At 74.7% G+C, this 16,842-nt stretch carries 2 protein-coding genes and 2 pseudogenes; 1 reads left to right on the top strand and 3 read right to left on the bottom strand.

Annotated features, from left to right (window positions below; genetic code table 11):
- Positions 1-17: 17 nt before the first annotated feature.
- Positions 18-8,792, bottom strand: a pseudogene (locus tag ACSDG8_RS27955) (amino acid adenylation domain-containing protein); the annotation flags it as partial.
- 67 nt (positions 8,793-8,859) lie between these two features.
- Positions 8,860-14,388, bottom strand: a pseudogene (locus tag ACSDG8_RS27950) (type I polyketide synthase); the annotation flags it as partial.
- A gap of 451 nt (positions 14,389-14,839) precedes the next feature.
- On the opposite strand from ACSDG8_RS27950, the gene ACSDG8_RS27945 reads away from it, so the two are divergent.
- The gene (locus tag ACSDG8_RS27945) at positions 14,840-16,015 is read left to right on the top strand and encodes an aromatic ring-hydroxylating oxygenase subunit alpha (protein ID WP_439427372.1); all 1,176 of its coding nucleotides are present in this window, start codon (positions 14,840-14,842) and stop codon (positions 16,013-16,015) included.
- Between the two features lie 64 nt (positions 16,016-16,079).
- On the opposite strand, the gene ACSDG8_RS27940 is transcribed toward ACSDG8_RS27945, so the two are convergent.
- The gene (locus tag ACSDG8_RS27940; protein WP_439427371.1) at positions 16,080-16,835 is read right to left on the bottom strand and encodes a thioesterase II family protein; all 756 of its coding nucleotides are present in this window, start codon (positions 16,833-16,835) and stop codon (positions 16,080-16,082) included.
- Positions 16,836-16,842 lie beyond the last annotated feature (7 nt).

Here is a 16,842-nt window from a genome sequence, read left to right as displayed (position 1 = left end):
AGGAGCCGTGCGAAGGCCCGGCTCCAGTGCGGCACGGCGCCGGGCGGGAAGAAGCCCGCCCGGTGGTTGATCGAGATGAAGATGTGGTCGTTCGCCACCGCCGCCTCCACCCGCAACGGGTGCTCGGTCTGGGCGAGGACCTGCACCGGCGCAGCGCCCAGCACGGACATGAAGCGGCCCAGGTTGGTGCCGAACCCGGGCAGGGTCTCGCTGACGAAGTAGCTCTCGAACAGCGGCTGTTCCACCGGCGCGCCGGTGATCTCGTGCAGCGCGGCCGGGGTCACGTACTCGTGGTCGCTGATCGCCGAGATCCGCTGGTGCAGCTGGTGCAGCCAGGCCGGCAGCGGCGTCGTCCGCTCCACCCGGGCCCGCACCGGCAGGACGTTGAACAACAGGCCGACGGCTTGGTCGACATCGGCGGAGGTGGTGCTGCGGCCGGAGTAGACCGCCCCGCAGACCACGTCCGAGGACCCGGTGATGGCGCTGAGCATGAGCGTCCAGGCGCCGTGCAGCACCGTGTTCAGGCTGATCCCGAACGCGGCGGCCAGCTCGGCGAGTTGCGCCGAGACCGCCGGCCCGACGTGCACCGGCTCCTGGAGCAGCACCGGTACCAGGTCCGCGGTCCGCTCGGCCGGCGGCAGCGTGGCGGCGGCCAGCGGGAACGACAGGCCGCCGAGTTCCTGGCGCCAGAATGCCTCGGCGGAGGCGTTGTCCCGCTGCGCCTGCTCGGTGCAGAAATCGCCGAACACCCGGGACACGGGCAGCGTCGCCGGCTCCCCGCCGGAGGTCAGCGCGTCGTAGGCGTCCAGCACGTTGACCACCATGATCTGGTAGCTCCAGCCGTCCTGGCCGAGGAGGCTGAACATGTGGACGTGCTCCCAGACGTCGTCGCCCAGGCGGAACAGCACCAGTCGCATCTGCGGTGGCGTCCCGTCGAAGCCGCGCCCGCGCATCGCCTCCACGTACGTCTCGATCCGCCGGTGCTGCTCGGTCTCGGAGACGCCGCGCAGGTCGAACCGCTCGATCGGCAGCCAGACGTCGCGATGGACGACCTGGATCCACCGGCCGCTGTCGTGCCACTCGTAACTGGCCCGCATCGACTGGAAGCGGTCGATGGTGTGCTGCCAGGCCTGCTCCAGCGCGTCCGGGTCAAGGCCGGCGTCGGTGAACCGGAACCGCTGGTGGGTGACGTTGAGCCCGACGCCCGGGTGGCGCCGACTGGTCTCCAGCATGCGCTGCTGGGTGCCGGTGGTCGGATAGGCGTCCTCCGCGTCCGGGAAGCGGGCGCGGGCCCACTCCAGCAGGTCCGGGTCCCGGTCCGCGAACGTCTCCGTCCGCGTCGACCCTCGGGACGCCACGAGTTCCGCCAGCTCCGCGATGGTGGGGCTGGTGAACACGTCCTGCGGAGTGAGCGCCATCCCGCGGGCGTTGGCGCGGCTGACCATCTGGATGCCGAGCAGGGAGTCCCCGCCGAGGGCGAAGAAGCCGCTATCGACGCCCACCTCGGCCAGCCCGAGGACGTCCCGCCAGATCGCCGCGAGGTGCTGCTCGACCTCGGTGCTCGGGGCCGCCACCTCACCGGTCGCGTGCAGCGCCCGCACCGGCATCGGCAGTGCCCGCCGGTCGAGCTTGCCGTTGGCGTCGGTCGGGAACTCCGACAGGGCGACGACGGCCGAGGGCAGCATGTAGTCGGGCAGGCTGTCCCGGACGAAACGCGGAATGTCGGTGCTCAACCAGCGGCTCAGTTCCCGCAGTCGGGGGTTGTTGGTGAAGTGCGCGGAGGTGCGCCCGGGCGCGACCGGGTCGGCCCAGTCGGCGAGGTACGCCGATCCGGGCCGCCGGAACGTCGCCCGGTAGCGGCCGTCCTCGGCGCCGCCGACCCACGCCACGTCGACCGCGTATCCCGACTCCTCGGCGAGCGCCCACCACGTCTCGGGCTCGACCCCGTCCGCCGGCTCCCGCCGCAGGCCGGCGACCAGCAGGTCGTCGGCGGCGTCCCGGGCGGCCGCCCGGAAGCCGTTGATCTCGGCCAGCCGGGCGTTCGGGACCTGGTCCACCCGCAACGCGTCGGGCCGCTCGGCGGTGAGCACCCGGCGGACCTCCGCCACCGACACCCCGGTCAGGGTGCGCGGCTCGGCCGCCGGCGCGGCCGGTTCTCCCACGTGCAGGACGACGTCGTAGCGGTACCGGGTCAACTCGTTGTGGTGGTCGCCGCGCTTGAGCATCAGCTCGACCCGCGCGATGCCGGGCACCTCGGCCCGCAGCGCGGTGAAGAACTCGGGGGCCACGACCAGTTCCTGCTCGTGCTGGGTCCGCTGCTGCACCCGGCCACGGAGCTGGCCGAGGGTCAGTCCCGGCTCGGCCCGGGCCAGCTCGACCTCGACGTGGAACGCGTCCAGCGTGGGCAGGTGCCGCAGGTCGCCCAGGAAGACGGTGCCGCCCGGACGGACCCGGGCCACCGCCTGGCGGATCACCTCGCGCAGGTAGCCCGGGTCGGGGAAGTACTGGGCCACCGAGTTCACCACGACCACGTCGAACCACTCGTCGGTCAGCCCGGTGAAGTCGTCGGCGGCCCGCTGGAACAACTGGACATCGACCCCGCCGGGCAGGCCCGGCACCAGGTTCTGCCGCACGTAGTCGAGCACGACGCCGGAGATGTCGGTGCCCCGGTACGCCTCGGCGCGCGGCGCGAGCCGGGCGAGCAGCATGCCCGTGCCGCAGCCGATCTCCAGCACCCGGCGCGGCGCGGCCGCGAGGATGCGCTCCACCGTCGAGTCGAGCCAGACCCGCATCTCCGCCCCGGGGATCGGCTCGTCGGTGTAACTGCTGGTCCAGCCGACGATGTTGAAGTCCGTCTCGTCGACCGCGGCGTCGCGCCCGTAGCTCTGGTCGAACAGGTCCTGCCACTGCGCCACCCGGTCACCGGCGGACGTCTCCGGCGCGGCGGCGTCGGCCGCCGGGATGACGTAGGCGACGAGCTGCTTGTCCTCGGCGTCGTGCGGCAGCTCCCGGGCCAGCACCACCACCTCGTCGACGGCCGGGTGCCGGGCCGTCGCCGCCTCGATCTCCTCCAGCTCGATACGCATCCCGCGCACCTTGACCTGGAAGTCCGTCCGCCCGAGGAACTCCATCGTGCGGTCGGGCAGGAACCGGGCCAGGTCACCGGTCTTGTAGAGGGCGGTGCCCAGGTCCGGACGGAACGGGTCGGGCAGGAAGCGCTGCGCGGTCAGCTCGGGACGGCGGTAGTAGCCGCGTGCCACACCGATGCCGCCGATGTACGCCTCCCCGGGCGTGCCGATCGGCACCGGGTTCAGGTGCCGGTCGAGGACGTAGGTCTGGGTGTTGGCGATCGGCGGGCCGAGCGACACCACACCCGGGTCGCGGGGGCACTCCCAGCACGTGCTGTCCACCGAGCACTCGGTGGCACCCCAGAGGTTGTGCACGGTCGCGCCGGGCCAGCGCGCGTAGAGCGTCCGGATCGACGCCGGAGGCAACGCCTCGCCGCTGGCCATCACCCGTCGCACGGAGGTGCACCGCTCGATGCCGGGGTGCTGGAGGAAGACCCGGAGCATCGACGGCACGAAGTGCAGCGTCGTAATGCCGTGCGCCTGGATCAGGTCGCTGAGGTAACCGGGGTCCTTGTGCCCCTCCGGCCGGGCCACCACCATCCGGGCGCCGGTGAGCAGCGGCCAGAAGAACTCCCAGACCGACACGTCGAAGCTGAACGGGGTCTTCTGCAACACCCGGTCGTCGAGGGTCAACCCGAACGCGTCCTGCATCCACAGCAGACGGTTCACCACGCCCCGATGGGTGATCATGGCTGCCTTGGGCCGGCCGGTCGACCCCGAGGTGTAGATCATGTAGGCCAGGTCGTCCATCCCGGCGACGTTCTCCGGCCGCGTGTCCGGCTCGTCGTCGAACTCACCGGGCCGGTCCAGCGGCACCGTCTCCGCGCCGTGCTCGGGCAGCCCGTCCACGAGCCGCTCTTGGACCAGCAGCAGGCTCGGCTCCGCGTCGGCGAGCATGAACGCCACCCGCTGCGCCGGATACGTCGGGTCGATCGGGACGTAGGCGCCGCCGGCCTTGAGGATGCCCAGCAGGCCGACCACCATCTCCACCGAGCGTTCGACGCAGATGCCCACCGGCCGGTCCGGTCCGACGCCCATCCGGCGCAGCCGGTGCGCCACCCGGTTGGCCCGGCGGTCCAGCTCGGCGTAGGTCACGTCGACGCCCTCGAAGGTGACCGCGACCACGTCCGGCCAGCGGTCGGCGGCGTCCTCGATCAGGGTGTGCAGGCAGCGGGTCAGCGGGTACGGCACGTCGGTGTCGTTCCACTCCACCAGGAGCTGCCGCTCCATCGCGGGCGGAAGCGCGGGCAGCTCCGACACCCGCCGGCCGACCTCGCCGGCGAACCCGTCCAGCACCGTGCGATAGACGTCGAGCAGCCGTTCCACGGTCGCGTGGTCGAAGATCTCGCTGTTGTACTCGACGTCCACCAGCAGGGTGTCCTCCTGCTCGGTCACCGAGATCTCGATGTCGAACTTGCTGGTGTCGGTGTGCACCTCGACGACGTCGAGCGCCCCGCCGCCCGGCCGGGAGTCGACGCCGTACCGCTTGAGGTCGAAGACGACCTGGAACAGCGGGTTGGCGGTGGGGTCCCGGTCGGGGGCCAGCTCGGCGAGCAGCGCCTCGAACGGCAGGTCCTGCTCGTCGTAGGCGCGCCGGACCGCCCGGCCGACCCGGTCGAGCAGGTCCGCGACGGTGGGGTCGTCGCCGAGCCCGGTCTTGAGCACCACCGTGTTGACGAAGAAGCCGACGAGCTGTTGCACGGCGTCGTGCTGCCGGTTGGCCATCGCGGTGCCGACGATCACGTCGCCGGTGCCCTGCATGTCGCCGCCGTACCGGTAGATCGCCACCTTCAGCGCGGCCAGCAGCGTGGTGAACAGCGTGACGCTCTGGTCGGCGCCGAAGGCGCGCAGCGCCGCGGAGGTGGCGGCGCCGAGGTCGAAGCTCAGGTTGCCGCCGCTGAACTGCTGCACCGCCGGCCGGGGCCGGTCCGTCATCAGCTCCACCCCGGCGGACCCGCCGAGCAGCTCACGCCAGCCCGCCAGTCGCGCGGCGAGCCGGTCGTCGCCGAGGCGGCGCCGTTCCCAGATGGCGTAGTCGGCGTACTGCACCGGCAGCTCCGGCAGCTCCGGGCGGCGGCCGTCGACGAACGCCCGGTAGGCGGTCGCCAGCTCACGGGCCAGGACGCCGCCGGACCACACGTCCACCACGATGTGGTGCACGGTGACGAGCATCCGGTGCGCGGTCGCGCCGAGGCGGTACAGGACCACCCGCAGCAGCGGGCCCTCGGCCAGGTCGAACGTCCGGCGCGACTCCACCCGGATCAGCCGCTCGCACTCCGCCTCCCGCTCGCCGGGCGGCAGGTCGGCCAGGTCGACCACCGGCACCGGCACGGTGAGCCGGGACGCGATGCGCTGCCAGGCCCGACCGTCGCGGCTGGGGAACGTGGTCCGCAGCACCTCGTGCCGGCGGACGACCTCGTTGACGGCGCGCTCGACCGCGTCCGGCCGGACCGGGCCGTCCAGCGCCAGCGCGAAGGCGGCGTTGTACGCGTGGCTGTCCGGCACGAGCTGGTCGAGCGTCCACAGCCGCTGCTGGGCGAAGGAGAGGGGAATCCGCTCGTCCGGGTCCGGCGCCTCCCGCCGCCGCCGGGCGATGCGCAGCAGCTCCGCCCCCTCGTCCTCGCCGCCGTCGGACGCGGCGAGTTCGGCGAGCACGAAGTCGGCGAGCGCGGCGGGCGTCGCGTGGTCGAAGACCATGCTCACCGGCAGGGTGAGCCCGGTGGCCCGGTTGAGCCGGTTGCGGACCTCCAGCGCGGTCAGCGAGTCGAACCCGAGATCGAGGAAGTCGCGGTCCGGCGCGATCTCCTCCGCCGAGCGGTGACCGAGGACGCCGGCCACCACCGTCGCGACCACCTCCCGCGCGGCCTTCCGCCGCTCCGGGGGCGGGCCGGTGAGCAGCAGCTCGCGGACGCCGTCGGTCGTCTCCTCCGCCTCCGGGAGACCGGCGAACGGGTCCTCGTCGCCCGCGGCGACGCCCGGCGCGACCGTGTCGAGCCAGAACCGCTGCCGCTGGAAGGCGTACGTCGGCAGGTCGACGGCGGCGCCGTCCCCGGCGGGCAGGGCGCCGCCCCAGTCCAGCCGCACCCCCGCCACGAACGCCTCGCCCAGCGCCGCCAGCAGTCGGTCGCGGTCGCCCCGACCACGCCGCAGCGTGCCCAGCGCGGTGAACGGCGCGCCCACGCCCTCCAGCGTCTCCTGGATCTCGGCGGCGAGCACCGGATGCGGGCTGACCTCGATGAACGTGTCGAAGCCCTGCTCGGCCAGCGTCGCGGTGGCCGACGCGAGCCGGACCCCGCCCCGCAGGGCCCGGAACCAGTACCCGGCGTCCATGGTGGCGGTGTCCACCCACGCACCCGTCACGGACGAGAAGACCGGCACGGTCGACCCCTCGGGCCGGATCTCGGCCAGGTCCGCGAGCAGGACGTCCCGGACCCCGTCCACGTGCGGCGAGTGCGGCGCGTACCCGGCGTCGACCCGACGCACCCGCGGCCCGCCGGCCGCCCCGAGGCCGACCAGTTCGTCGACCGCGTCGGCGTCCCCGGAGACCAGGACGGACGACGGGCCGTTCACCGAGGCGACCACCAGTCGCCCGCACCAGCGGCCGACCAGCTCGGTGACCTCCGCCTCGGTGCCGGAGACCACGGCCATCCCGCCCCGGCCCTCCATCACCTCCGCGATGGCCCGGCTGCGCAACGCCGCCACCCGGGCCGCGTCGGGCAGGCTGAGCGCGCCGGCCACGCAGGCCGCGGCGATCTCACCCTGGCTGTGCCCCAGCACCGCGTCCGGCTCCACGCCGTGGGAGCGCCACACGGCGGCGAGCGACACCATCACGGCGAACAGCGCCGGCTGGACGACGTCCACCCCGGCCAGCGCCGGAGCGCAGGGCGCCTCGCGCAGCACGTCGACGACCGACCAGTCCAGGTGCTCCCGCAGGGCCGCGTCGCACGCCGCCATCTGCCGGGCGAACGCGGGCTCCGTGTCCAGCAGCTCGGCCGCCATCCGCGGCCACTGCGAGCCATGGCCCGGAAAGACGAAGACGACCCGGCGGCCGGACCGCCCGGAACCCCGCGCCACGCCCGCCGCGTCCACGCCGTCGGCCACCGCGCGCAGCCCGGCGAGCAGGTCGTCGCGCCGCCGGCCGGTGATCACGGCCCGGTGCTCGAAGGGGGTACGGTCGGCCAGCGCCCGGGCCAGGTCCGCGAGCCCCACCCGCGGCGCCGAGTCCACGTACGACCGCAGCCGGCCGGCCTGGGCGCGCAGCGCGGCGGCCGACCGGGCGGAGACCACCCACGGCATCGCCTCCTCCGGCGCGGCCGGCGCGGGCCCGGCGGCCGGCGTCTCCGGCGCCTGTTCGAGGATGACGTGGGCGTTGGTGCCGCTCAGGCCGAACGAGGAGACCGCGGCCCGGCGCGGGCGGTCGACGTCCGGCCAGGGCCGGGGCTTGGTCACCAGCTCCACGGCGCCGGCCGACCAGTCGACCTGCGGGCTGGGCGCGTCCAGGTGCAGCGTGCCGGGGACGGCGCCGTGGCGCAGGGCCAGCACCATCTTGATCAACCCGGCGACCCCGGCCGCGGCCTGGGTGTGCCCGACGTTGGACTTGAGGGCGCCCAGCAGCAACGGCCGGTCGGCCGGCCGGTCCTGACCGTACGTGGCGAGCAGCGCCTGGGCCTCGATCGGGTCGCCGAGCGTGGTGCCGGTGCCGTGTCCCTCGACGACGTCCACGTCGGCCGTGGTCAGCCCCGCGTTGGCCAGCGCCTGCCGGATGAGCCGCTGCTGGGACGGGCCGTTCGGCGCGGTCAGTCCGCTGCTCGCCCCGTCCTGGTTGACCGCGGAACCGCGGACCACCGCGAGCACCCGGTACCCCAGCCGCCGCGCCTCGGAGAGCCGTGCCAGCACCACCACGCCGGCGCCCTCGGCCCAGCCGACGCCGTCGGCCGCCGCCGCGTACGACTTGCAGCGGCCGTCGGGGGCCAGCATCCGCTGCTGTGACGTCTCCAGGAAGACCTGCGGGGTGGCCATCACCGTCGCGCCGCCGACCAGCGCCAACGGGCACTCGCCCTGACGCAGCGCGGTGGCCGCGGCGTGCAGGGCCACCAGCGAGGACGAACAGGCGGTGTCCACGGTCATCGCCGGGCCCTCCAGCCCCAGCGTGTACGAGATCCGGCCGGACGCGACGCTGCCGGCGCTGGTGTTGCCCAGGTAGTCGTGGTACATCAGGCCGACGAACACGCCGGTGCGGCTGCCCGCCAGCGACCTCGGGTCGATCCGGGCACGCTCCAGCGCCTCCCAGGAGCACTCCAGCAGCAGCCGCTGCTGGGGGTCCATGGTCAGCGCCTCGCGCGGGGAGATGCCGAAGAAGGCCGCGTCGAAGTCGGCGGCGTCGTGCAGGAACCCGCCCTCGCGCACGTACGAGCGGCGGGGCCGGCCGGGCTCCGGGTCGTAGATCGCCTCGACGTCCCACCCGCGGTCGCCCGGGAACGGTCCGATCGCGTCCTCGCCGTCGGTGACGAGACGCCAGAGCTCCTCCGGGGTGCTCACGCCGCCGGGCAGCCGGCACGCCATGCCCACGACGGCCAGGGGTTCGCGGGCGGCGTCCGCCAGCTCCTGGCTCTGCCGGCGCAGCCGCTCGTTGTCGATCAGGGACGCCCGCAGCGCCTCGACCAACGAATCGGAAGTGTTGTCCACTGCGGATACCCCCATGAGGTGTCGGTGGCGGCTGGCGTCGGCCGGATCAGAAGGTTTCGAGCTGCTCGTCGAGAAGTTCGAAGAGTTCGTCGGCCGTCGCCGACCCCACCTCGACCACCGGTTCCTGCGCGCGTACGCCCAGATCGCGCATCAGGTGCCGCAGTCGTGCGGCCAGGTCGGCCCGGGCCGGGTCGTCCGGCGGCTGCGCGGCGACCGTGGCGCGCAGGTGCTCGACGGCGGCGGTGACCGGGTCGATGCCGTCCACCTGCCCGGTCTCGTCACCGACGAGTTGGCCGCGGAGGAACGTCGCCAGCGCGGCGGGGGTGGGATGGTCGAAGACCAGCGTCGCCGGCAGCCGCAGCCCGGTCGCCGCGCCGAGCCGGTTGCGCAGCTCCACGGCGGTGAGCGAGTCGAACCCGAACTCCTTGAAGGGGCGGTCCACGTCGATCGTCGCGCCGGCGGCGGGCGGGTGCCCGAGGACCGTCGCCACCCGGGCGCGGACCAGGTCGGTCACGGTGGCGATCTGCTCGGCGGCCGGGAGCGCGGCCAGCTCCCGCCGCCAGGCCGAGGCGTCCCCGGCCGGCGAGTCGGCCGGGCCGTCCGGCCCGGCCGCGGCGGCCGGCGTACGCACCAGCGCACGCAGCATTGGCGGCACCGGTCCGTCGCCGGCCGCCCGGCGCAGCGCGGCGAGGTCGAGCCGCGCGGCGACCACCGCCGGCTCGGTGGCCGCCCGACCGGCGTCGAACAACGCCAACGCCTCCGGCGACGGCATCGGCACGATGCCGGCGGCGGCGAGCCGGCGGCGGTCCTTCTCGGCCAGGTCGGCGGTGAGGTCGCTGGCCTCCGCCCACTGCCCCCAGGCCAGCGACAGGCCGGGCAGCCCGAGGTGACGGCGGTGCCCGGCGAGCGCGTCCAGGCAGGCGTTCGCCGCCGCGTAGTTGGCCTGCCCGGCGGCGCCGAGCACCCCGGCCAGCGACGAGCAGAGGACGAAGTCGGTCAGGTCGGCGCCCTGGGTCAGCTCGTGCAGGTTGATCGCGGCGTCCACCTTGGGCCGCAGCACCCGGTCCAACCGGTCCGGTGTCAGCGTCTCGACCGTGCCGTCGTCGAGCACGCCCGCGGCGTGCACGACGGCGGTGAGCGGGTGCTCCGCCGGAACGGCCGCCAGCAGGGCCGCCGCCGCGCCCCGGTCGGCCATGTCGCAGCCGGCCACCGTGACGGCGGCGCCGAGCGCGGTCAGCTCCTCGACCAGGCGGTCGGCCCCCGGGGTGTCCGCCCCCCGACGCCCGACGAGCAGCAGGCGCCGGGCGCCGAGCCGGGTCACCAGGTGCCGGGCCATCGCCGCGCCCACCGTGCCGAGGCCGCCGGTGACGAGCACCGTGCCGTCGCCGACCGGGCCCGCCTCGACCGTGGGGCCGGCCGCGCGGACAAGCCGGGCCACCCGGACCGACCCGGCCCGCAGCGCGCACTGCGGCTCGTCCCCGGCGAGGACGTCGGGCAGGACGGCGACCGACCCCGGGTCGCCGTCCGTGTCGACCAGGAGGAACCGCCCCGGATGCTCGGACTGCGCGGACCGCACCAGCCCCCACACCGCCGCGCCGTCGAGTCGTGGCGCGTGGCCGCCGTCCACGGCGACCGCGTCCCGGGTGAGGACGGCGAGTCTGGCCGCCCGGAGCCGGTCGTCGGCGAGCCAGGCCCGCACCAGCGTCAACGCGTGGGTGAGCGTCGCGTGCACCGACCCCACCGCCGACCCCGTCGGGTCGGCCGGGTCGACGGCCGCGACGACCACGTCCGGCGGGGGCGCACCCGTGTCCAGGGCCGCGGTCAGCGCGGCGAGGTCCGCGTACCGGTCGGCCGCCGGGACGTCCGGTACGTCGCCGAGCAGCGCGTACCGCAGCGGTACGCCGGGTCCCGCAGACGGGGCGACCGGCCAGTCCAGGCGGAACCAGGCGTCGCGCAACGCGCCCCCGGCCGAGCGGAGCTGTTCCGGCGAGACCGTGCGCGTGGTCAACGAACCGACCGAGACCACCGGCGCGCCGCCCGGGTCGACCGCCGTCACGGTGATGTCGTCCTCGCCCCGGTGGGCGATCCGCACCCGCAACGCGTCCGAGCCGCTGCGGTGGACCACCACGTCACGCCAGGCGAACGGCAGGCTCACCCGCCCGTCGGCGGGCGCGCCGTCCGCCCGGTCCACCAGCACGGCGTGCACCGCCGCGTCGAACAGCGCCGGGTGCAGGTCGAAGCCGGCCGGTGACACGCCGTCGGGCAGCGCCACCTCGGCGAACAGTTCCCCGCCGCGCCGCCACACCGCGCGCAGCCCCCGGAAGGCGGGGCCGTACCGGTAGCCGATGTCGTCGAGCCGGTCGTACACCCCGCTGATGTCCACCGGGTCGGCGCCGGCGGGCGGCCAGGCGCCGCGCAGGGCGGACCAGGCCGCCGGGTCGTCCTCGGGCGGGCCGGCCCGCAGGACACCGCCGGCGTGCCGCGTCCAGGGCGCGTCCGTCGTGTCCCCGGCCGGCCGGGAGTGGACGGCGAACGGCCGCCGGTCGGTGTCGTCCGGGTCGCCGACGGTCACCTGGAGGGCCAGGTCGTCCTCGTCGGGGACGACCATCGGCACCTCGATGGTCAGCTCCTCGACGTGTCCCCCACCGGCCCACGCCGCCGCCCGCCCGGCCAGCTCCACGCCGACCGTGCCCGGCGCCAGCAGGATGCCGCCGGCGGCGTGGTCGGTGACCCAGCGCTGGTCGGCCGGGGACAGTCGGCCGGTGAGCACCGCTCCGGCACCGCCCGCCAGGTCGACCGCCGCGGCGAGGAGCGGGTGGTCCACCGGGGTCAGGCCGGCGGCCCGGACGTCGCCCCGGGCGGGTGCGGGGCCGTCCATCCAGTAGCGACGGTGCTGGAACGCGTACGTGGGCAGCGGCACCCGCCGGGCGCCGGTGCCGGCGAAGACGGCCGGCCAGTCGACCCAGCCGCCCCGGACGTGCAGCTCGGCCAGGGAGGTCAGGAACCGCGCGGGACCACCGTCGTCGCGGCGGAGCGAACCGGTCACGGTCACCTCGACACCGCGACGCTCGGCCAGTTCCTCGATGCCGAGCGCGAGCACCGGATGCGGGCTGCACTCGACGAAGGTCCGGTGACCGTCGCGCAGCAGCGCGTCGACGGCCCCGACGAAGTCCACCGGGCGGCGCAGGTTGTCGAACCAGTAGGACCCCGTCAGCTCGCCGCCGTCGAGCTGACCGGCGGTGACCGCCGAGTAGAACGGCACCCGGGCGTCCCCGGCCCGGAGGTCGGCCAGCACCGTCCGCAGTTCCGCCTCGACGGCGTCGACGTGGGGGGAGTGCGAGGCGTAGTCGACCGGAACCCGCTGGGCCCGGACACCGTCGGCCGCGCAGGCGTCGAGGAACGCACCGAGGGCGTCCGGGTCCCCGGAGACGACCGTCGAGGCGGGACCGTTGACGGCGGCGACGACGAGCCGGTCGTCGTCCAGCAGCCGCCGCACCTCGGCCACCGGGCGGGCGACGGAGGCCATGGCGCCGCGACCGGCCAGCGTGGCCCGGATCGCACGGCACCGCAGCGCCACCGCGCGGGCGGCGTCCGGCAACGACAACGCGCCGGCGACGACGGCGGCGGCCAGTTCGCCCTGGCTGTGTCCGACCACCGCGACCGGCGGGACGCCCCGGGCCGCCCAGAGCGCGGCGAGCGACACCATCACCGTGAACAGGCTGGTCTGCACCACCTCCACGTCGTCCGGGTCGCGCCCCGCCGGGATCCCACGCAACACGTCCGCCAGGGACCAGTCGAGGTACGGGGCGAAGGCGTCGACGCACTCCTCGACCCGGGCGGCGAACGCCGGCTCGGTGTCGAGCAGGTCACGGGCCATCCCCACCCACTGCGAGCCCTGGCCGGGGAAGACCAGCACGGCGCCCGGGGCGGGCGCGCCGGTCGCCACGCCCCGGACCAGGTTCTCCGCCGGCTCGTCGGCGGCCAGCGCGGCCAGGCCGGTCCGCATCGCCTCCCGGTCGACGCCGACGACCACCGCGCGGTGACGCAGCATCGCCCGACCGGCGGCCAGCGACAGGCCGATGTCCCGGTCCGAGGCCACCGGCTGCCCGTCCAGGTGGGTGAGCAGCCGTGCGGCCTGTGCCCGCAGCGCCGCGGCGCTCTTCGCGGAGAGCACCCACGGCACGGCCCGCGGGTCCCGCACCGGTTCCTCGGCCGCGGTCGCCTCGGCGACGGGGGCCTCTTCCAGGATCACGTGGGCGTTGGTGCCGCTGAAGCTGAACGACGACACGCCGGCCCGCCGGGGCGCGCCGGTGCTCGGCCACGGGGTGTTCCCGGTCAGCAGCCGGATCCGGCCGGCGGACCAGTCGACGTGCGGGGTGGGCTCGTCGATGTGCAGACTCGCGGGCAGCACGCCGTGCCGCATGGACAGGACCATCTTGATCACGCCGGCCAGCCCGGCGGCGGCCTGGGTGTGCCCCAGGTTCGACTTGACCGAGCCGAGCAGCAGCGGCCGGCCCTCGGCGCGCCGGGCGCCGTACGTGGCGAGCAGCGCCTGACCCTCGATCGGGTCACCGAGGGTGGTGCCGGTTCCGTGCGCCTCCACCACGTCCACCTGGTCCGGGGTGAGACCGGCGTTGTCGAGCGCCTGCCGGATCACCTGCTGCTGGGCGGTCCCGTTGGGTGCGGTCAGGCCGTTGGAGGCGCCGTCCTGGTTGAGCGCGGACCCGCTGATCAGTGCCAGCACCTCGTGGCCGGCTCGCCGGGCGTCGGAGAGCCGCTCCAGCACGAGCACGGCAGCGCCCTCGGAGAAGGACGTGCCGTCGGCTGCGGCGGCGAAGGGCTTGCACCGCCCGTCCGGGGCGAGGCCGCCCTGGCGGCTGAACTCCACCAGCAGCGTCGGGGTGGCCATCACCGCCACCGCGCCGACCAGGGCGGTGGTGCAGTCCCCCTGGCGCAGCGCGCGGGCGGCGTCGTGGATCGCCACCAGAGCCGACGAGCACGCCGTGTCGATGGTGATCGCCGGCCCGTGCAGGCCCAGCGCGTACGCGATGCGGCCGGAGGCCACCGCGCTTCCATTGCCGTTGAGGAAGAAGCCGCCGAAGCCGGAAGCGCCCTGCGCCGCGGTGAGCCGGGCGCCGTAGTCGTTGCTGATCATGCCGACGTAGACGCCGGTGGGCGTGCCGCGCAGGGAGTCCGCCGGGATGCCCGCCTGTTCCAGGCCCTCCCAGGCGAGTTCGAGCAGCAGCCGGTGCTGCGGATCCATCGCCACCGCCTCGCGGGGGGAGATCTCGAACAGCTCGGCGTCGAAGTCGGCGGCCTCGTGCAGGAATCCGCCCAGGCGGGGGGTGGGCGGCCGGTCGGCGTCGGCGTCGAACTCCGCGGGATCCCAGTTCCGGTTCTCCGGCAGGCCGCCGATGCCGCTGCCACCGCGCTCCAGCAGGCGCCACAGGTCGTCCGGTGACCGCACGCCGCCGGGGAACCGGCAGGCCATCCCGACGATCGCGATCGGTTCGTCGTCGCTCGCCGCCGCCAACTGCTGCCGGGTCTCCAGCAGCTCGGCGGTCACCCGCTTGAGGTAACCGCGGAGCTTCTCCTCACCGCTGCCCACCCGACTTCTCCCCCCCTGTCGCCGGCCTGCCGCTCGGCTCGCCCGGACGCGGTGCCGGCGAACCGGCCGCCACCGGGTCCTGGTGTCCGCGTGCGCTCCCCCGCCGGCGCACCGGGCGGTTCCCGGACGACGGGGCGGCCACCGCCGCGAGCGCGCGACGGCATGCGGCACGAGCGCCGCCGGCCTCCGTCGGCCGGGACACGCCGCTCGTGTCACCTGCGAATGATTGGTAGTGGCGACCGGCACCGTCCAGGCAGAAACGACGGCAGATCGGGTGGCCGCCCCGCCACCGGTCCGTGGCTGCCGCAACCCGCCGCCGGTTCTGCCTGGACCCGCCGCCCTCGGGCCGTCGATCATTGCGCTCACACCGCCCGGGCGCGTACCGCCCGGCGCTCCCCGCCGACTCCGGAGGTCGTTCGTGCTTCCCCAACCCACCCGTGGCGACCTGCCCGTACGCTTCGGACCGGGCGTGCCCGCCGTGCCGCCGATCGGGCCGGCGACGCTCGACGCGGACGTCTACCGCGACCCGGAGCGGTACGAGCGGGAGCGCGTGCGCATCCTCAACCGGAGCTGGCAGATCATCTGCCGCTCGGAGCAGATCCCCGACCCCGGCGACCACCACGTGTGGGAGGGGCACGGGGAGAGCGTCGTGGTCACCCGCCGCCCGGACGGTGGCCTGGCCGGTTTCCACAACGTCTGCCGGCACCGCGGCGCCCGCATCGTGCCGGAGAGCGGCACCGGCGCCCGGCGGTTCACCTGCCGGTGGCACAACTGGGCGTACGACATCGAGGGCCGGCTGACCGACCTGCCCGACCGGGAGGACTTCGACCAGGACGTGCTGGCCGGCCTCTGCGCCCCCGTGCTGGACCTCGACGAGTGGGGCGGCTGGGTGTGGGCGGTGCTGGCCGGGCCGGGGGTCGCCGCCCCGCTGCGCGACTGGCTCGGTCCGGAGATCTCCGCCGACCTGGGCGCCTACCACATGGAGGACATGCGGCTGGCCGAGAAGGTCGAGTGGGAGGTGGACGTCAACTGGAAGGTGTGCGTCGACGCCTTCAGCGAGTACTACCACGCCCAGGCGCTGCACAACGTGCCGCCGAAGGAGGCGCGGGACGCCCGCCACTCGACCATCCACGTCTTCGGGCGGCACGGGATGATGGTGGTGCCGTTCATGGGGGTCCTGGAGGACCTGCAACGGACCCTCGACCACACCATGCTGGCGAACTGCAACTACCAGCTCTTCCCGACCGCGGTGGTCAACTCCAACCGCCTGCACACCCAGCTCTTCCGCGCCGTTCCGCTCGACGTCGACCGGACCCGCTTCGAGGCCTGGGAACTGCGGTACGACTCCGACGACGAGGAGTACCGGGAGACCGTCGGGCTGTTCTGGTCGATCTTCAAGGGCGTCATCCAGGAGGACGTCGACCAGTGGGCCGAGCTCGCCGCGACCCGCCGGTCGTCCGCGTACCGGGAGAACGTGCTCAGCGACCGGGAGTGCCTGATCACCCACTTCCACCGCGTCTGCGAGGACATGCTCGCCGGCGGCGACGGGCTCGACCCGACGCCCCGACCCGACGGGGCCCCGGCGGCGGGGTGATCCCGCACGGACGGTCCGGGGGCCCCGCGAACGCGACGGGGCGCCCGGAGTCCGGCGGGCGCGCTCAGGCCGGGGCGAGCAACTGCCGGCTGACCAGGTCGGCCACGGCCTGACGCTGCTCGGCCAGGTAGAAGTGGCCGCCGGGGAAGACGTGCAGGCGGAACCCGCCGGTGGTGTGGTCGCCCCAGGAGCGCGCCTCGTCGAGGTCGACCTTGTCGTCGTCGGCGCCGACGAGGGCCACCACCGGGCAGCTGAGCGGCGGCCCGGGGCGGAAGCGGTAGCTCTCCACCGCGCGATAGTCGCTGCGCATCGAGGGCAGGACCATCCGCAGCACGTCCTCGTCGTCGAGGATCCGGCTGTCGGTGCCGCTGAGCTTCTTCAGCTCGGCCACCAGCCCGGCGTCGTCACGCAGGTGGACGCTCTCGTCCCGGACACGGGACGGCGCCCGGCGGCCGGAGACGAACAGCGTCGCGGGGGCGGCGTCCAGGCGCTCCCGCATCAGGTTGGCCACCTCGAAGGCGATCATCGCGCCCATGCTGTGGCCGAAGAACGCCACGGGCCGGTCCAGCAGCGGTCGCAGCGCCGCGTACGACTCCTCGGCCAGCTCGAAGATGCTGGTGAGGCAGCGGTCCCGGAGTCGGTCCTGGCGGCCCGGGTACTGCACGGCGAACACGTGCAGGGCGGAGCGCAACTCCGACGAGAGGGCGGTGAAGTAGCTCGCCGACCCGCCGGCGTGCGGGAAGCAGACGAGCGTCGGCCCGTTCCTCGGTCCAGGGTGGAACCGACGGATCCACACATCGTCCACGACGGCTTCGGTCATCACGGGC

The sequence above is a fragment of the Micromonospora sp. LA-10 genome (assembly GCF_051853095.1).
GTDB lineage: Bacteria > Actinomycetota > Actinomycetes > Mycobacteriales > Micromonosporaceae > Micromonospora > Micromonospora echinospora_A.
Note: the sequence above shows the minus strand (reverse complement) of the source record. Positions and strands in the feature narration are given on the sequence as shown.

Excerpts from the sequence above, each read along its gene's own strand:
- ACSDG8_RS27940 (WP_439427371.1), bottom strand. The coding sequence starts at position 16,835 with ATGACCGAAGCCGTCGTGGACGATGTGTGGATCCGTCGGTTCCACCCT.